This window comes from Rhodopseudomonas palustris (genome assembly GCF_003226555.1).
GTDB lineage: Bacteria > Pseudomonadota > Alphaproteobacteria > Rhizobiales > Xanthobacteraceae > Rhodopseudomonas > Rhodopseudomonas palustris_I.
The window spans coordinates 1-16,244 of record NZ_QKQS01000023.1; the positions used below are offsets into that span (position 1 = coordinate 1).

Here is a 16,244-nt window from a genome sequence, read left to right on the forward strand (position 1 = left end):
CAAAACCAAGACCCGCAAGGACTTCGCCGTCCACGTTTCTCTTTCTTCTTCTTCACTTGTCAAACAGCCCGAGATCCGAAGACCTCAACGAAGCCGAAAGCCACAAGGACCCTGAAGACTTCAACTCCTACACTTAATAGGAGTTTGGAATTTCCGAACCGACAGCGAATAGCAACCGACGACTATCGGCTGCTGTTGCACTCATCGAGTTCGATGAAGTTCCAGAGGCGCGAAAGCTCGCTGGAGCCCGTGGGGCTCAGCGGCGCCGCGCTCAGTGGCCGTGTTATAGGCCGCCCCCCGCGGAGCTGTCAACGGCTTCGTCAGAAAAATGTCGCGCAGTTGAAGAATTTCATTTTCTCCAGTTTTCCCAAGGCTTTCTCGGCCCGGACGCCGTACTCAGGCCACATTCCGGAGGCGTTCTCCCCAACCAGATCGAGAAAACAATTCGCCCCGCCGCGGTCCGCGGACGAGCGCATTGCTCCCGATCATGTCGGTTTCGGTTCAGCTTGAGCATTGAGACGGCCAAATTGGCCGGTTTCGATTGACGCCATCGGCGACGGCCAGCAATTTGGCCTCGCGCGGCCTGCGTCGCGAGAATTGCGGCCGATAGCGTACGCCTTCCGTGGCGGACAACGCGGCGGCAATCGGGTAGAAGGCTCCGGTCCGCGACGCGGCGCGGAGAGGTTTGATCGGCCGACGGCCTGATCGTTCAGACTAGCCGACCGGCTGCGACTGCGGCCGATTGCGAAATCGGGGGACGACGGATTGAGCCAAAGGGTGTCACGCGGGCGCAGCACCGGGCGTGAGGTCGGCTATATCGATCTCGGTCACGAGCCGCCGCTTTCCGTCGACGGCTCCGAGGCCGCTGTCATCGATCGCCGTCGCGTGTCGGTGCAGTGGTTCAGCGGTACGATTCTCACCGGGCTGTGCGGCGCGGCGCTGATCGGCGGCGCGGTGTTCGCCTCGCTCGATGGCGAGACCACCTTCGCCAAGGCGCCCGAGCTGGTGCAAGCCGCGCTACGCGGCGCGTTCGGGACCGACAAGAACACCGCCCTGCACAAGAGCGACCGACTGCCGCCGCCGAGCGAAGCCGCCCTGGCTCGCAGCGTGATTCGCGTCTCGACGGTGTCACGGGTCGGGCACCGCGACGTGGTCCGGGTGCGTCCCTTCATTCGGATCTCCGGCAATCTGTCACTGACCACCAGCGACCTGTCGGCCAAGATTCCCCCCTTCAACGCCCAGCGGATGCTGAGCGACGTCGGCGCCGCGGCGCCGAGTGACGATGCGCAGAATCCCGACGCGGTCGAACCCGACGCCGAAGTCTCGTTCGTCACCCGCGACCTCGGCACCGTGCTGCCGCGCGCCAAGATCGTCGGTCAGATTCCCCCCGATGAAATCCTGATGCGGGTGCGCGACGCTGCGAACTGGAAGGGCAACAGCGGCGTGCGCTATGCCAGCGCCGCGGCCGGCGATTTCGGCGGCGACATGAAGCTGGCCTACGCGCCCGAAGGTCCCTCGGCCGATCCTTATGCCGGCTTCGAGACGCGGATCGTTCCTGAGAACGTCACCCTGCTGCCGAAGACCAAGGAGCAGGTGACCGGCGGCAACCCGACCGGCGAGCGCACCCATATCGTCAAGAAGGGCGACACCGTCGTCTCGGTGCTACGCGACCAGGGCGCGACCGAAGAGGATGCCCGCGCGGTCGCCGCCGCGCTCGGCGCCCGCGGCCGCGACGGCGGCCTCAAGGAAGGCCAGAAACTGCGGATCCTGATGGAGCCGCCCGGCCCCGGCAAACCGCCGCAGCCGTTCCGGGTGATCGTCGCGGGCGACTCGACGGTCGAAGCGGTGGCGGCGCTGTCCGATCTCGGCCGTTACGTCGCGGTCGACGTCCAGAGCCTCAACACCGTCAGCGACACCGCCGACAACACCGACGACGACGAGGACGACGGCAGCGGCGTCCGGCTGTATCAATCGATCTACGAGACTGCGCTCCGCAACAAGGTGCCGCAGAACGTGATCGACGACATGATCCGGATTTACTCCTACGACGTCGACTTCCAGCGCAGGGTTCAGGCCGGCGATTCGTTCGAAGTGTTCTACGCTGGCGACGACGAGACCACCGCCGCGGTCGAAAAGAACGACGTGCTGTTCGCCTCCCTCACCGTCGGCGGCGAGACCAAGAAATACTATCGCTTCCAGACGCCCGACGACTCGGTCGTCGATTTCTACGACGAGACCGGCAAGAGCGCGAAGAAGTTCCTGGTGCGCAAGCCGGTCAATCAGGCGATCATGCGCTCCGGCTTCGGCGCCCGCCGCCATCCGATCCTCGGCTACGTCAAGATGCACACCGGCGTCGACTGGGCGGCCTCCTACGGCACGCCGATCTTCGCGTCCGGCAACGGCGTGATCGAGACCGCCGGATGGGAAGGCGGCTACGGCAAGTACATCCGCATCAAGCACGCCAACGGTTACGAGACCGCCTACGGCCATATGTCGGCGTTCGCCAAGGGCATGGAGCCCGGCAAGCGCGTCCGCCAGGGCCAGGTAATCGGCTTCATCGGCTCGACCGGCCTGTCGACCGGCGCCCACGTCCATTACGAAATCCTGGTCAACGGCCGCTTCGTCGATCCGATGCGCGTGCGTCTGCCGCGCGGGCGCTCGCTCGAAGGTCCGCTTCTCGCCTCGTTCGAGAAGGAGCGCGATCGGCTCGATGCGATGATGGCTGGGCGCGGCGGTGGACGCCTCGCCGAAGACCTGACGTCATCGGCGCCGGTCCGCACCTCGTCGAGCGCGCAGGCGCGGCGCTGAACACTAAGCTGATCCGCCCCCTCTTCGATCGCTGCGCGACATTCTGCAGCAGAGAATCTGCTGCACCGCGGCTTCGATTCCGTTTGCCAATAGCGGCCCCTCACCGAATACTCTCGCCATAACAACGAGAATATCTCGGAGGGAATGCCATGAAGGGTAGACTTGCGCTCGGCGCGAGTGCGTTGACGATCGGCCTGCTGATGCTGTCCGGTGCACACGCTGACAATTATCAGGTCACCAAACTGGTCCAGGGCTCGGCGTTTCACGGCGTCCACGGCCTCGCTGTCGACAAGGCAGGCAAGCTGTTCGCCGGCAGCGTCGCCGGCGCGGCGCTGTACGAGGTCGACCGCGCCGCAGGCACCGCCAAGATCGCGGTGCCGACGCCGGAAGGGATGGCCGACGACATCGCGATCGCGCCGGACGGCACGATAGCGTGGACCGCATTCCTCACCGGCGATCTCTATGCGCGCAAGGGCGACGGCCCGATCAGGAAGCTCGCCTCCGGCCTGCCCGGCATCAACTCCCTCGCCTTCCGCAAGGACGGACGGCTGTATGCGACCCAGGTGTTTCTCGGCGATGCGCTGTACGAGATCGACGTCGAGGGCGCCAAGCCGCCGCGCAAGATCATGGAGAAGATGGGCGGGCTGAACGGCTTCGAATTCGGCCCCGACGACAGACTGTACGGCCCGCTGTGGTTCAAGGGACAGATCGTCAAGGTCGATGTCGACAAGGGCGAACTCAGCGTCGTCGCCGACGGCTTCAAGATTCCGGCGGCGGCGAATTTCGACTCCAAGGACAATCTGTGGGCGCTCGACACCGCACTCGGACAGCTCGTCAAGATCGATCCGAAGACCGGTGCCAAGCAGGTCGCGGCGCAGCTGAAACCGTCACTCGACAATCTCGCGATCGATGCGAGCGACCGCATCTTCGTCTCCAACATGGCCGACAATGGCATCCAGGAAGTCGACCCGGCGACCGGTACGACCAAGCAGGTGATCATCGGCAAGCTTGCGTTCCCCGGCGGCATCGGCGTCGTTTCCGACGGCGGCAAGGACACCATCTATGTGGCCGACGTGTTCGCCTATCGCGCCGTCGACGGCGGCAGCGGCGAGGTGCGCGAAGTGGCACGGATGCACGCCGACGGCACCACGCTGGAATATCCGATGAGCGCCACCGCCAAGGGCGACGAGGTGATCCTGTCGAGCTGGTTCACCGGCACGGTGCAGACGATCGACCGCAAGACCGGCAAGAGTCGCGACATGCTGCACGGCTTCAAGGCGCCCTACGATGCGATCAGGCTCGGCGACGGCAAGCTGCTGGTCGCCGAACTCGGCACAAAGTCGCTGGTCGAAGTCTCGGGCGAGCACGGCAAGGACCGCAAGGCGATCGCCACCGATCTGGCCGGCCCGGTCGGGCTCGTGCTCGGCAACGACAACGCGGTGTATGTGACCGAAGCCTTCGCCGGCCAGATCAGCAAGATCGATCCCAAGACCGGCACCAAGACCGTCGTCGCCAAGGACCTGAAGATGCCCGAAGGCATCGCTCTGGCGCCGTCCGGCAAATTGATCGTCGCCGAAGTCGGCGCCAAGCGCGTGGTCGAAGTCGATCCGGCCAGTGGCAGCGTCACCGAGCTGGCCGGCAATCTGCCGATCGGCCTCGTCCCCGCTCCCGGCCTGCCGCCGACCAACATGCCGACCGGCGTCGGTGTCGGCGACGGCGGCACGATCTACGTGTCGTCGGACATCGAGAACGCGATCTACAAGATCGAGAAGAAGTAGCTGCGACTCTCCGCCTCAATCACCTGCCCTCGACGCTGCGCTGCGCACTGCCTTGCGGCGGTGCGCAGCGGCTCAAAGCTCTCTGCCGTCATGGCCCGGCTCCGACCGGGCGATCCATTACTTTGGACTGCTCGTATCTTGGGCCGCAGTTCCGCAACATCGACGCTCTGGAATACTGGATCGCCCGCTTGCGCGGGCGATGACCGGGGCTTGTGTGGCAGCGAGCGCGATTCGCGCTACGGCATGAGCATGCCGCAGCGCGTCCGGGACACCGGATGTCAGTTCAACATCCGCTTCGGCGGCCGTCCCGTGAACGGCTCGATGTCCGCGCCGTGCGGCGGGGCGCCGTTGAAGGTCAGCACGCCGCCTTCGGTCGAGATCGCGACGTGATCGCCGTCCTTGACCGAGCCTTCCAGGATCATCTCGGCGAGCGGGTCCTGGACGCTGCGCTGGATCACCCGCTTCAAGGGACGGGCACCGTAAGCCGGATCCCAACCCTTTTCGGCGAGCCAATCGCGGGCCGAGGCGTCGAGGTCGAGCACGATCTTGCGGTCCTCGAGCAGCTTGGTGAGCCGCGCGAACTGGATGTCGACGATCCGGCCCATCTCGCTCTTCTGCAAACGATGGAACAGGATGATCTCGTCGACGCGGTTGAGGAATTCGGGGCGGAAGTGCGCCCGCACCATTCCCATCACCTGCTCCCTGACCGCCGACGTGTCCTCGCCCTCGGGCTGGTTGACCAGATACTCCGAGCCGAGATTCGACGTCATCACGATCAGCGTGTTGCGGAAGTCCACGGTGCGGCCCTGACCGTCGGTCAGGCGGCCGTCATCGAGCACCTGCAGCAACACGTTGAACACATCCGGATGCGCCTTCTCGATCTCGTCGAACAGGATCACCTGATACGGCCGGCGCCGCACCGCCTCGGTCAGCACGCCGCCTTCGTCGTAGCCGACATAGCCGGGAGGTGCGCCGATCAGCCGGGCCACGGAGTGCTTCTCCATGAATTCCGACATGTCGATGCGGACCATCGCGGTCTCGTCGTCGAACAGATATTCGGCGAGCGCTTTCGTCAGCTCGGTCTTGCCGACGCCGGTCGGCCCTAAGAACATGAACGAGCCCATCGGCCGGTTCGGGTCCTGCAGGCCGGCGCGGGCGCGGCGGACTGCGGTCGAGACCGCGTGCACGGCTTCGAACTGCCCGACCACGCGCTGGCCGAGTTGCTCTTCCATCCGCAGCAGCTTTTCCTTCTCGCCCTCGAGCATCTTGTCGACCGGCACGCCGGTCCAACGCGACACCACCTGAGCGATGTGATCGGCGGTGACCGCCTCCTCCACCATCTCGCCGGCGTTCTCGTGGGCTTCGATGTCCGCGAGCTTCTTTTCCAGCTCGGGAATCCGGCCATAGGCCAATTCGCCGGCGCGCTGATACTCGCCGCGACGCTGCGCGTTGGCCAGTTCGATCCGCAGGCCGTCGAGTTCGCTCTTCAGCTTCTGGGCATTGGAGAGCTTGTTCTTCTCCGCGCTCCAGCGCTGAGTGAGCACCGCCGACTTCTCCTCGAGCTCGGCGAGCTCCTTCTCCAGCGCCACCAGCCGCGTCTTGGAGCCGACGTCGGTCTCCTTCTTGAGCGCTTCCTGCTCGATCTTCAGCCGCACGATCTCGCGGTCCATCGAATCCAGCTCTTCCGGCTTGGAGTCGACCTGCATCTTCAGCCGCGCCGCGGCCTCGTCCATCAGGTCGATCGCCTTGTCGGGGAGGAAGCGGTCGGTGATGTAGCGGTTCGACAGCGTCGCCGAGGCGACGATCGCCGAGTCGGCGATGCGCACACCGTGGTGCTGCTCGTATTTGTCCTTCAGGCCGCGCAGGATCGAGATGGTGTCCTCGACCGTCGGCTCGTTGACGAACACCGGCTGGAAGCGCCGCGCCAAAGCTGCGTCCTTCTCGACGTGCTTGCGATACTCGTCGAGCGTGGTCGCGCCGATACAGTGCAGCTCGCCGCGGGCGAGCGCCGGCTTGAGCAGGTTCGACGCATCCATCGCGCCGTCGGCTTTGCCGGCGCCGACCAGGGTGTGCATTTCGTCGATGAACAGGATGATGCCGCCCTCGGCCGCGGTGACCTCGTTGAGCACGGCCTTCAGCCGCTCCTCGAACTCGCCGCGATACTTCGCGCCGGCGATCAGCGCGCCCATGTCGAGCGCCAGCAGCTTCTTGTCCTTCAGGCTCTCCGGCACGTCGCCGTTGAGGATGCGCAGCGCCAGGCCTTCGACGATCGCGGTCTTGCCGACGCCGGGTTCACCGATCAGCACGGGGTTGTTCTTGGTGCGCCGCGACAGAACCTGAATGGTGCGGCGGATTTCCTCGTCGCGGCCGATCACCGGGTCGAGCTTGCCGTCGCGCGCCGCCTGGGTCAGGTCGCGGGCGTATTTCTTCAGCGCGTCATAGGCGTTCTCGGCCGTCGCCGAATCGGCGGTGCGGCCCTTGCGCAGGGCGTTGATGGCGGCATTGAGATTTTGGGGGGTGACGCCGCCCTTGGTGAGCAGCTTGCCGGCCTCGCTGTCCTTGTCCAGCGACAGCGCCAGCAGCAGCCGTTCCACGGTGACGAAGCTGTCGCCCGCCTTCTCGGCGGCCTTCTCGGCAGCGTCGAACGCCCGCGCGGTGGCCGGATCGAGATAGACCTGGCCGGCACCCGAGCCGGACACCTTCGGCATCTTGTTCAGGGCGTCTTCGGTCGCCTTCAGGATCGCGCGCGAATTGCCGCCGGCACGGTCGATCAGACCGCCCGCGAGCCCTTCGGAATCGTCGAGCAGCACTTTGAGAATGTGCAGCGGCGAGAACTGCTGATGGCCCTCTCGCATCGCCAGCGATTGCGCCGACTGGATGAAGCCGCGCACACGTTCTGTATATTTTTCAACGTTCATTGGTTTCGGTCCCTCAGCCTGCCCTCGGCGCCTTCAAGAAGCACGCGCGACGGCATCTTCATTGGGGTTCCGCCGGCCGCACTGACATTTCCTCAGCCGGCGGCGGTCGTCACCGTGCGGAACGCATCGGCTTGACGCAAATGTGGGCATCAGTTCCGGGAAACGGAAGGCCTCGGCTCACATTTTCGTGGGCTGCCGAGCCGGCCGCGATCCCCTAAATACCCGCCATGATGACAGACCTCGCCCCCGCCTCCGTCGCCTCGATCTATCGCTACCCGGTCAAAGGCTTGTCGCCCGAGCCACTGCCGACCGTCGCCCTGGACATCGGCCAGACCTTGCCCGGCGACCGATCGTTCGCGATCGAGAACGGGCCGATTGGGTTCGATCCGGCCAATCCACGGTACTTCCCCAAGATCCGGTTCTTGATGCTGATGCGCAACGAGCGGCTGGCCGCCTTGCGCAGCCGCTACGACGCCGCGACCGGGGAGCTCAGCATCTCGCGCGGCAGCCACGAAGTGGCCCGCGGCGACCTTCGGACCGAAACCGGCCGGGCCGCGATCGAGCAGTTCTTCGCCGGCTATTGCGCCGACGACCTGCGCGGGCCGCCGAAGCTGCTGGCCGGCCAAGGCCACAGCTTCTCTGACGTCGCCCGCAAGGTGGTGTCGATCATCAACCTCGCAAGCGTCGCCGCGCTCGAAACCATGATCGGCCGACCGGTCGATCCGCTGCGCTTCCGCGGCAACCTCTATATTTCGGGCTGGCCGGCCTGGCACGAATTCGACCTGATGGACCAGACGCTGCTGATCGGCAGCACCCGGCTCAAAGTCGTCAAACGCATCGTCCGCTGCGCCGCCACCAACGTCGATCCGCAGACCGCCGCCCGCGACATGGCGATCCCCGAGACGCTGCAGCAAAACCTCGGCCACGCCGATTGCGGGGTCTATGCCGAAGTGATCGAAGCCGGCGACATCGCGCAAGGCGATGCGGTGCAGGTCGAGCAGGCGGCGTTGCTGTAAGTCCACCGCGTCATTGCGAGGAGGCGAAGCCGACGAAGCAATCCAGCTTATTGCTCGGAGCTGGATTGCTTCGCTTCGCTCGCAATGACGGATCAAGCGTATCAGCTCGACGGCATCACATAGGCGTAGATCCGGCTCTTGGAATACACCGACTCGGCGACGCGGTGGCCGTGATTGCCCGACACCACGATCGGGTTGCCGTTCGGATCGATGCCGCTGACGACACCGACATGGCCGCCGCGCCTGCCCCGCGACATCACCGCGATGGCGCCGACCTGCGGACCGGAAATGCGCTGGCCATAGCGCGCGAACGAGCTCGCCATGTCCGAACCGGTGCCCTGATGGCCGGTCCGCTGCAACACCATGTTCATGAACCGCGCACACCACAGCGCGCGCCGACCGGTCGGATTGCCGCGGCCGATGAAGCTACGTGCTTCGGCGACCAGGCTCGAACCCGCACCGCCGCCGTTCCACGATTGCCACTGCGCGTTCTGCATCTGCTGCCGCGCCGCGACGCGATGACGACGACCGTGGCGCTTCTGCGCGATGGGCTGAAACTGCGGCTGCGCCATCGCGGCCGAGACGTTCATCGCAGGATCGTGGCCGGAGAAACCGAAAGCCGACGGCGCGACCTCCGCCTGCTGCTGCGCGATGCGGCCGTGACGGCGCCAAGCGTGCGAGCGGCGATGATGGTGCGCGTGACGAGACGCGGCGTGGTGCGAATATTTGGACGCGTGGTGAGCGTGATGACGATGCAGCGGCTTGGCCGATGCGGGAGCGGCGATCACCGCGAGTGCCACGAGCGACAGCGCGGCAGCGACGAAGCGGAACAATCCAAACGCAGAAAACACAACCATACAGACTCTCTCTCCGGAACTCCTCGAACGCGCCGACCCGCACGGGCCGACATCGGGGTCGACGCGTTAATCGATCGGGGATGGCGAGAGGATGGCTTTGAGAAAGCGAGAGTCAGATTTTAGGGGAAATTTCGAGGAAATTTCATGATACGCAACATTTCTGCACGTATCGCGTGCGACGAACTCATCGCCGCACGCATTAACTACTTGTTAATACGACTTATGGCGCGACGTAATCGGCAGCCTGCAGCGGCGTTTTCTTCTGCGCACGGCTGAGCAGAAACACGCCCTGCTCGCCGAACATGTTCCAGAACCACCACGGCGCGTTGAGCCGCAAAGGCCGGCCGTAACGGTCGAGCGCCACCGCGCGTTCCATCTTGACACCGATCTCGTCGCACAGCCCGACGAAGTCCTTGATGGTGCAGAAGTGGATGTTCGGCGTGTCGTACCAGGTCGCCGGCAAATTGTCGGTCCGCGGCATCTGGCCGTGGATCAGCAGCTGCAGCCGCATGTTGATGTAGCCGAAGTTCGGAAACGACACGATCGCGCGCCGCCCGATCCGCAGCAGATTTTCCAGTACCTCTTTCGGCTGCCGTGTCGCCTGCAGCGTCTGCGACAGGATCACGTAGTCGAACGCATCGTCAACGTAGTGATCGAGGTCGGTATCCGCGTCGCCCTGCACCACCGCGAGCCCGCGCGCGACGCAGCGGTTGACGCCTTCGCGCGACAGCTCGATCCCGCGGCAATCGACGCCGCGGGATTCCAGCAGTTGCATCAGATCGCCTTCACCACAGCCGACGTCGAGCACCTTCGAGCCGGTCTCGACCATATCGGCGACCAAGAGATGGTCGGCGCGATGCACGCGCAGTTGCGGGCGCGCGTGAGCTTCCAGCGGCAAGCCTTCCTGCACCGACATGATCAGCGCTCCGCCGTACCGAGGCCGCGGGCGGCACCGGCCGAATGCAGGAAGGCGCGAGCGATGTCGATGAACTCCGGCTCGTCGAGCAGGAACGCGTCGTGGCCCTTGTCGGTGACGATCTCGGCGAACGACACCCGTGCGCCGCCGGCGTTGAGCGCGTGCACGATGGCGCGGGATTCCGAGGTCGGAAACAGCCAGTCGGAGGTGAACGACACTACGCAGAACCGCGTCTGCGTGCCGCGGAACGCGGTCGCCAGCACGCCGTCGTGATCGGCCGCGATATCGAAGTAGTCCATCGCGCGGGTCAGATACAGATAGGAGTTGGCGTCGAACCGCTCGACGAACGACGAGCCCTGATAGCGAAGGTAACTCTCGACCTGGAAATCGGCGTCGAACGAGAACGTCGGCAGTTCGCGGTCCTGCATCTTGCGGCCGAACTTACGATGCAGCGCCGCGTCCGACAGATAGGTGATGTGCGCGGCCATCCGTGCCACCGCGAGGCCGCGATGCGGGAAGCAGCCGTGCTCGAAGTAGCGGCCGTGCTGCCAATCCGGATCGGCCATCACCGCCTGGCGACCGAGTTCGTGGAAGGCAATGTTCTGCGCCGAGTGCCGGGTCGCGCAGGCGATCGCCAGCGCCGAGAACACCCGCTCAGGAAACGCCACCGACCATTGCAGCACCTGCATGCCGCCCATCGAGCCGCCGACCACGCAGAACAATTTGTCGATGCCGAGCCGGTCGATCAGCATCGCCTGGGCGCGCACCATGTCGGGAATGGTGATGACCGGGAAATCGAGTCCCCAGGGCTTGCCGGTGGCGGGGTTGGTGGAGGCGGGGCCGGTCGAGCCCATGCAGCCGCCGAGCACGTTCGAGCAGATTACGAAATAGCGGTCGGTATCGATCGGCTTGCCGGGGCCGACCAGGGTCAGCCAGCCGCCGGGCTTGCCGGTGATCGGATGCGCATTGGCAATGTGCTGATCCATCGTCAGGGCGTGGCAGACGAGGATGGCATTGCTCTTGTCGGCGTTCAGCGTGCCGTAGGTCTGGTAGGCGATCTGGAACGGGCTGAGCGCGATGCCGCAATCCAGCGGCAGCGGCTGGTCGGCACCGAACTGGGCGACCAGCGAATGCGGGTGATCGACTTCCTGGGTCCGCTCGCCGGCGGCGATCTTCTGCCCCTTCACCGAATGGATATTCATCATACGCCTGCCAACGGCCTCGACATCCCGGGACGCCCCGGTTCGACCTCAGATATGAACGGCAGGGCAAATAAAAAACCCGGCCTGAACATCGGTTCGGCCGGGATCGGAACTGTCCCCGGCCTGTTTAGCGAGTTGTTTAACGTGGCTGCAAGCCGGCCGGCTCAAATGACCACGGGATCGCGCGGACTCTAGTCATAAAGGGCCGGGCCGTCAATATTTTGCTCGGAGACGGCTCCCTTCACCCTCCCCTGGAGGGGGAGGGTGAACCTCAAGGCCGCGCCTGTGCCGAGGGTAAATTCCTTTGCGTTCAATCGTCTGGTTTCCTAAGCAGAAGGTCGCATCGCGTTTCGCCTGAAGGTTCTAAAAGCAATGACCAAGCCGCCCTCGCCGCCTTCGCTCGCCGACCTGCGCCAGGAGATCGACAGCATCGACGAGCAGGTGCATCAGCTGTTGATGCAGCGCGGCGACATCATCGACCGGCTGATCGCGGTGAAGCAGACCCAGGAGGTCGGCTCGGCGTTCCGCCCGGCGCGCGAAGCCGACATGATGCGGCGCCTGGTGCAGCGCCACCACGGCATCCTGCCGCTCGACACCGTCGAGAGCATTTGGCGGGTCATCATCGCCACTTTTACCTATGTGCAGGCGCCGTTTGCGGTGCACGCCGACCAGTCGCTCGGCGAGTCGGCGATGCGGGATTCCGCCCGCTTCCATTTCGGTTTCACCGTGCCCTACGTGGCGCACTTCTCCGCCTCGGCCGCGGTCGAAGCGGTCGCGAAATCCAAGGGCGATCTGGCGCTGGTGTCGGCGACCTCCGGCAACACGCCGTGGTGGCTGGCGCTGGAAGCCGACGGCGCGCCCAAGATCATCGCCCGGCTTCCGTTCATCGAGCGCGCCGACCACCCGGCCGCACTGCCGGTGTTCGTGGTGTCGCGGGTCGCCGACAGCGCCATGGTCACCGAGGTCGAGACCTGGAGCATCCGGGTGTCGGGCTGGAACGCCGACACCGCCCGGGCGCTGTCGCCGCTGGCCGATGTCGTGGCGGTGCCGGATACCGCTTTTGACGGCGCCGCCCTGCTGGTGTCGATCCCGGCGCCCGGCGGCCTCGATCAGATCAAGGCAGCCCTGATCGCAGCGGGGGCCTCCCTCCGTTCGTCGGCCCTCGTCGGCAGCCACGCAAGGCGCTATACGGTGCCCCCGAGCGGCAAGTCCGCGTAATTACCGGCCTTCAGCCGCCCGACGATTTTTTTCCGGAGTTGACGATGTCACGTCCCGTGCCGAATCCCGGCATCCTCGATATTGCGCCCTACACCCCCGGTAAGAGCCCGGTGCCCGAGCCCGGCCGCAAGGTGTTCAAGCTCTCGGCCAACGAGACCCCGTTCGGCCCGTCGCCGCACGCGATCGCGGCCTACAAGAGCGCGGCGGATCATCTCGAGGACTATCCGGAAGGCACTTCGCGGATCCTGCGCGAGGCGATCGGCAAGGCCTACGGCCTCGATCCCGACCGCATCATCTGCGGCGCCGGCTCCGACGAAATCCTCAATTTGCTGGCGCACACTTATCTGGCGCCGGGCGACGAGGCGATCTCGAGCCAGCACGGCTTCCTGGTGTACCCGATCGCCACGCTGGCGAACGGCGCCAAGAACGTAGTGGCGCCCGAGAAGAACCTGACCACCGACGTCGACGCCATGCTGGCCGCGGTGACGCCGAACACCAAGCTGGTGTGGCTCGCCAACCCGAACAACCCGACCGGCACCTACATCCCGCTCGACGAGGTCAAGCGGCTGCGCGCCGGCCTGCCCAGCCACGTCGTGCTGGTGCTCGATGCCGCCTACGCCGACTACGTGATGAAGAACGACTACGAGCTCGGCATCGAGCTGGTGTCGACCACCGAGAACACCGTGCTGACCCACACCTTCTCCAAGGTGCACGGGCTCGCCGCGCTGCGCATCGGCTGGATGTTCGGCCCCGCCAACATCGTCGACGCGGTCAACCGCATCCGCGGTCCGTTCAACGTCTCGGTGCCGGCGCAGCTCGCCGCGGTCGCGGCGATCCAGGACACCGCGCATGTCGAGCGTTCGCGCGCCCACACCGACAAATGGCGCAATCAGCTCGCCGAAGAACTGCCGAAGCTCGGCCTCACCGTGACGCCGAGCGTGTGCAACTTCGTGCTGATCCACTTCCCGACCACCAAGGGCAAGACCGCGGCAGACGCCGACGCGTTCCTGACCCGGCATGGCCTGGTGCTACGCGCGCTCAACAATTACGGCCTGCCGGATGCGCTGCGCATGACCATCGGCACCGACGAAGCCAACACGCTGGTGCTCGAGGCCTTGCGCGAGTTCATGGGCCAGCCATGAATTCTGCGCCGATGTTTCGCAAAGTCGCGCTGATCGGCTTCGGCCTGATCGGAGGCTCGATCGCGCGCGGCGCGAAGTCGCTCGGCCTCGCCGGCGAAATCGTCACCACCGCGCGCTCGGCAGAGACCCGGGCGCGGGTGCGCGAACTCGGCATCGTCGACCGCGTGGTCGAGAGCAACGCCGAAGCCGCCGACGGCGCCGATCTCGTGATCTTGTGCATTCCGGTCGGCGCCTGCGGCGACGTCGCCAAGGAGATCGCGCCGCATCTGAAGCACGGCGCGATCGTCTCCGACGTCGGCTCGGTTAAGGGCGCGGTGGTCAAGGCGATGGCGCCCTATCTGCCCGAGGACGTTCACTTCGTGCCGGCGCACCCGGTCGCCGGCACCGAGAATTCCGGCCCGGACTCTGGCTTCGCCGAGCTGTTCATCAATCGCTGGTGCATTCTGACGCCGCCCGAAGGCACCAACGCCGAGGCGACCGAAAAGCTCGCCGCGTTCTGGCGCGCGCTCGGCGCCAATGTCGAGATCATGACGCCTGAGCACCACGACCTGGTGCTGGCGGTGACCAGCCATCTGCCGCATCTGATCGCCTATACGATCGTGTCGACCGCCGAAGAACTCGAAGGCGTGACGCAGTCGGAAGTGCTGAAGTTCTCCGCCGGCGGCTTCCGCGACTTCACCCGCATCGCCGCATCCGATCCGACGATGTGGCGCGACGTGTTCCTGACCAACAAGGACGCGGTGCTGGAGATGCTCGGCGAATTCCAGGAAGATCTATCGAAGCTGACCCGCGCCATCCGCCGCGGCGACGGCGACGCACTGTTCGACCACTTCACCCGCACCCGCGCCATCCGCCGCGGCATCGTCCAGATCGGCCAGGACGAAGCAGCGCCGGACTTTGGGCGGCGGCACAAGCAGCTCGGCAAGGCGCCGGAGTAAGCGAACAACCTCACCGTCTCTCTCTGAGGTCGTCCCCCGCGCAGGCGGGAGACCCCGTATTGCAGAGAGTTGGTAGCAACCGCACGGCGGATCAGCGAGCGCTCTGGGATACTGGGTCGCCCAGACAAGCCGGGCGAGGACGGTGGAGAGTGGAGCGCGCGCTCTGCGCCGTATCGTCTCTCTATTCACCTATCAAACAGCCACACCCATTCGTTCTCGCGGCGCCGGAGCGTCCGAGGTTTGCGCCCGTCGTCTCACGACGAGGGGCGGGGGCGCGCCGCTTGGCGCAAGTTGGTGGTTGGATCGCGATGGCTTGCAAACCATCGCGCGACGCCTTTACGGCGCGCCCACCAGCGGCGATCTTTTGGCGTCGGGACCGTTCTTCCGGGCGCGGGGAGCACGGGGATTTCTCCCGCCTCGTTCCGTCCCGTCCAGCCTCGCACTGGGCAGCCGCTCATAGTAGCGGCGGCATAGCAGTTTGCTTTGCGCAAACTGCGTAAACTTGTTTGCGCTGACCTTCTGCCTCCCGGACGATCGGCTTGCGAGGCCGCTCGCGCAGGACGCCGCGTCAAGCTCGGCGCCGCTGCACCCTGCAGCTTCGCCAAACCTTCACCGACCGGTCTCCCGGCCGACGATCTGTCCCGCTTCCAAGCGCCCTCGAGAAGCGCCCCTCACGGACAGGACGACACGGACTATAGTCCTTTTAGGAATATTGTCAAGGCGACTTTCGCACACCCTTGCGTCGTCGCTGGGCTTGACCCGGCGACCCATCACTTGGACGATAGCGTCATTGAAACGCAGCCAACAAACTGCGCCAGCGCCGGCCTCGAAGGCGTCATGCGGAAATACTTGAAAATCTATTTTTTGTATCTACAATAATTATGAGCCGAGATTGCCATGAGGATCACGTTCGATCCTGCCAAACGCGAAGCGACGCTGCTCGAACGCAAGCTGGACTTCAACGATGCCGTGGAGGTCTTCGCCGGCCAATGTATCCACATCCCGGACAAGCGGCGCGACTATGGCGAGGAGCGGATCATCACGGTCGGGAAGCTGCTCGGCCGGATGGTGATCGTGGTGTGGACACCCCGCGGTGAGGCGCGGCATGTGATCTCGATGAGGAAAGCCAATGACCGGGAAAAAGCGCGCTTTGGGCAGCGACTTGAAGAAGGTTGATGCTCACATCATCTCGCCGGAGGAATACGACGAGATACCGGAACTGACTGACGAAGACTTCGCCCGAGGCGATCTCTATCACGGCGACAAGCTGATCAGCCGCGGCCGGCCGAAATCCGATGATCCCAAGCAACTGGTTTCGCTGCGTCTCGACGCCGAGGTGCTGCGCTGGTTCAAGTCGACCGGCCCCGGCTATCAGGCACGGATGGGCGAGGTGCTGAAGTCGCACATGAGTCGGAAGAAGTCCGTCGGCAAGAAAGCGTAGCGTGGGTTGA

At 65.1% G+C, this 16,244-nt stretch carries 12 protein-coding genes and 1 riboswitch; of the genes, 8 read left to right on the top strand and 4 right to left on the bottom strand.

Annotated features, from left to right (window positions below):
- Positions 1 to 765 precede the first annotated feature (765 nt).
- Positions 766 to 2,808: a M23 family metallopeptidase gene (locus DNX69_RS12570; RefSeq protein ID WP_234826960.1), complete on the top strand. Its 2,043-nt coding sequence runs from the start codon at positions 766 to 768 to the stop codon at positions 2,806 to 2,808.
- A gap of 149 nt (positions 2,809 to 2,957) precedes the next feature.
- On the top strand, positions 2,958 to 4,586 hold the full coding sequence (locus DNX69_RS12575) for an SMP-30/gluconolactonase/LRE family protein (RefSeq protein ID WP_110786342.1): 1,629 nt from the start codon (positions 2,958 to 2,960) through the stop codon (positions 4,584 to 4,586).
- A 278-nt stretch (positions 4,587 to 4,864) separates the two neighbouring features.
- Here DNX69_RS12575 and clpB read toward each other — a convergent pair whose 3' ends face one another.
- Positions 4,865 to 7,504: an ATP-dependent chaperone ClpB gene (gene clpB, locus DNX69_RS12580; protein WP_110786343.1), complete on the bottom strand. Its 2,640-nt coding sequence runs from the start codon at positions 7,502 to 7,504 to the stop codon at positions 4,865 to 4,867.
- 230 nt (positions 7,505 to 7,734) lie between these two features.
- Here clpB and DNX69_RS12585 point away from each other — a divergent pair, with 230 nt between their 5' ends.
- Positions 7,735 to 8,520 carry an MOSC domain-containing protein gene (locus DNX69_RS12585; RefSeq protein ID WP_110787595.1) on the top strand — a complete coding sequence of 262 codons (786 nt, stop codon included), beginning with the start codon at positions 7,735 to 7,737 and terminating at the stop codon, positions 8,518 to 8,520.
- 101 nt (positions 8,521 to 8,621) lie between these two features.
- On the opposite strand, the gene DNX69_RS12590 is transcribed toward DNX69_RS12585, so the two are convergent.
- From DNX69_RS12590 to metX, 3 genes are all read right to left on the bottom strand, one after another.
- Entirely contained in the window at positions 8,622 to 9,377 is a 756-nt protein-coding gene (locus tag DNX69_RS12590) for a TIGR02594 family protein (protein ID WP_110786344.1), read from the bottom strand.
- Positions 9,378 to 9,597: 220 nt separating this feature from the next.
- On the bottom strand, positions 9,598 to 10,293 hold the full coding sequence (gene metW, locus DNX69_RS12595) for a methionine biosynthesis protein MetW (protein ID WP_110786345.1): 696 nt from the start codon (positions 10,291 to 10,293) through the stop codon (positions 9,598 to 9,600).
- 2 nt (positions 10,294 to 10,295) lie between these two features.
- Positions 10,296 to 11,498, bottom strand: a complete 1,203-nt coding sequence (metX, locus tag DNX69_RS12600; protein WP_110786346.1) for a homoserine O-acetyltransferase MetX — start codon at positions 11,496 to 11,498, stop codon at positions 10,296 to 10,298.
- A gap of 103 nt (positions 11,499 to 11,601) precedes the next feature.
- Positions 11,602 to 11,681, bottom strand: a riboswitch (SAM riboswitch).
- A 186-nt stretch (positions 11,682 to 11,867) separates the two neighbouring features.
- Here metX and DNX69_RS12605 point away from each other — a divergent pair.
- The 5 genes from DNX69_RS12605 (at position 11,868) to DNX69_RS12625 (ending at position 16,234) form a co-directional block, all read left to right on the top strand.
- Complete coding sequence (locus DNX69_RS12605; protein WP_110786347.1) at positions 11,868 to 12,713, top strand: chorismate mutase; 846 nt, start codon at positions 11,868 to 11,870, stop codon at positions 12,711 to 12,713.
- A 44-nt stretch (positions 12,714 to 12,757) separates the two neighbouring features.
- Complete coding sequence (gene hisC / locus DNX69_RS12610; RefSeq protein WP_110787596.1) at positions 12,758 to 13,855, top strand: histidinol-phosphate transaminase; 1,098 nt, start codon at positions 12,758 to 12,760, stop codon at positions 13,853 to 13,855.
- On the top strand, positions 13,852 to 14,793 hold the full coding sequence (locus DNX69_RS12615; RefSeq protein ID WP_110786348.1) for a prephenate/arogenate dehydrogenase family protein: 942 nt from the start codon (positions 13,852 to 13,854) through the stop codon (positions 14,791 to 14,793). Before hisC ends, DNX69_RS12615 begins: the two co-directional genes overlap by 4 nt.
- An 897-nt stretch (positions 14,794 to 15,690) precedes the next feature.
- The gene (locus tag DNX69_RS12620) at positions 15,691 to 15,969 is read left to right on the top strand and encodes a BrnT family toxin (protein ID WP_110786349.1); all 279 of its coding nucleotides are present in this window, start codon (positions 15,691 to 15,693) and stop codon (positions 15,967 to 15,969) included.
- Entirely contained in the window at positions 15,923 to 16,234 is a 312-nt protein-coding gene (locus tag DNX69_RS12625; RefSeq protein ID WP_110786350.1) for a BrnA antitoxin family protein, read from the top strand. The genes DNX69_RS12620 and DNX69_RS12625 overlap by 47 nt, the downstream gene beginning before the upstream one ends.
- Positions 16,235 to 16,244 lie beyond the last annotated feature (10 nt).

Excerpts from the sequence above, each read along its gene's own strand:
- DNX69_RS12575 (WP_110786342.1), top strand. The coding sequence starts at position 2,958 with ATGAAGGGTAGACTTGCGCTCGGCGCGAGTGCGTTGACGATCGGCCTG.
- clpB (WP_110786343.1), bottom strand. The coding sequence starts at position 7,504 with ATGAACGTTGAAAAATATACAGAACGTGTGCGCGGCTTCATCCAGTCG.
- DNX69_RS12585 (WP_110787595.1), top strand. The coding sequence starts at position 7,735 with ATGACAGACCTCGCCCCCGCCTCCGTCGCCTCGATCTATCGCTACCCG.
- DNX69_RS12590 (WP_110786344.1), bottom strand. The coding sequence starts at position 9,377 with ATGGTTGTGTTTTCTGCGTTTGGATTGTTCCGCTTCGTCGCTGCCGCG.
- metW (WP_110786345.1), bottom strand. The coding sequence starts at position 10,293 with ATGTCGGTGCAGGAAGGCTTGCCGCTGGAAGCTCACGCGCGCCCGCAA.
- metX (WP_110786346.1), bottom strand. The coding sequence starts at position 11,498 with ATGATGAATATCCATTCGGTGAAGGGGCAGAAGATCGCCGCCGGCGAG.
- DNX69_RS12605 (WP_110786347.1), top strand. The coding sequence starts at position 11,868 with ATGACCAAGCCGCCCTCGCCGCCTTCGCTCGCCGACCTGCGCCAGGAG.
- hisC (WP_110787596.1), top strand. The coding sequence starts at position 12,758 with ATGTCACGTCCCGTGCCGAATCCCGGCATCCTCGATATTGCGCCCTAC.
- DNX69_RS12615 (WP_110786348.1), top strand. The coding sequence starts at position 13,852 with ATGAATTCTGCGCCGATGTTTCGCAAAGTCGCGCTGATCGGCTTCGGC.
- DNX69_RS12620 (WP_110786349.1), top strand. The coding sequence starts at position 15,691 with ATGAGGATCACGTTCGATCCTGCCAAACGCGAAGCGACGCTGCTCGAA.
- DNX69_RS12625 (WP_110786350.1), top strand. The coding sequence starts at position 15,923 with ATGACCGGGAAAAAGCGCGCTTTGGGCAGCGACTTGAAGAAGGTTGAT.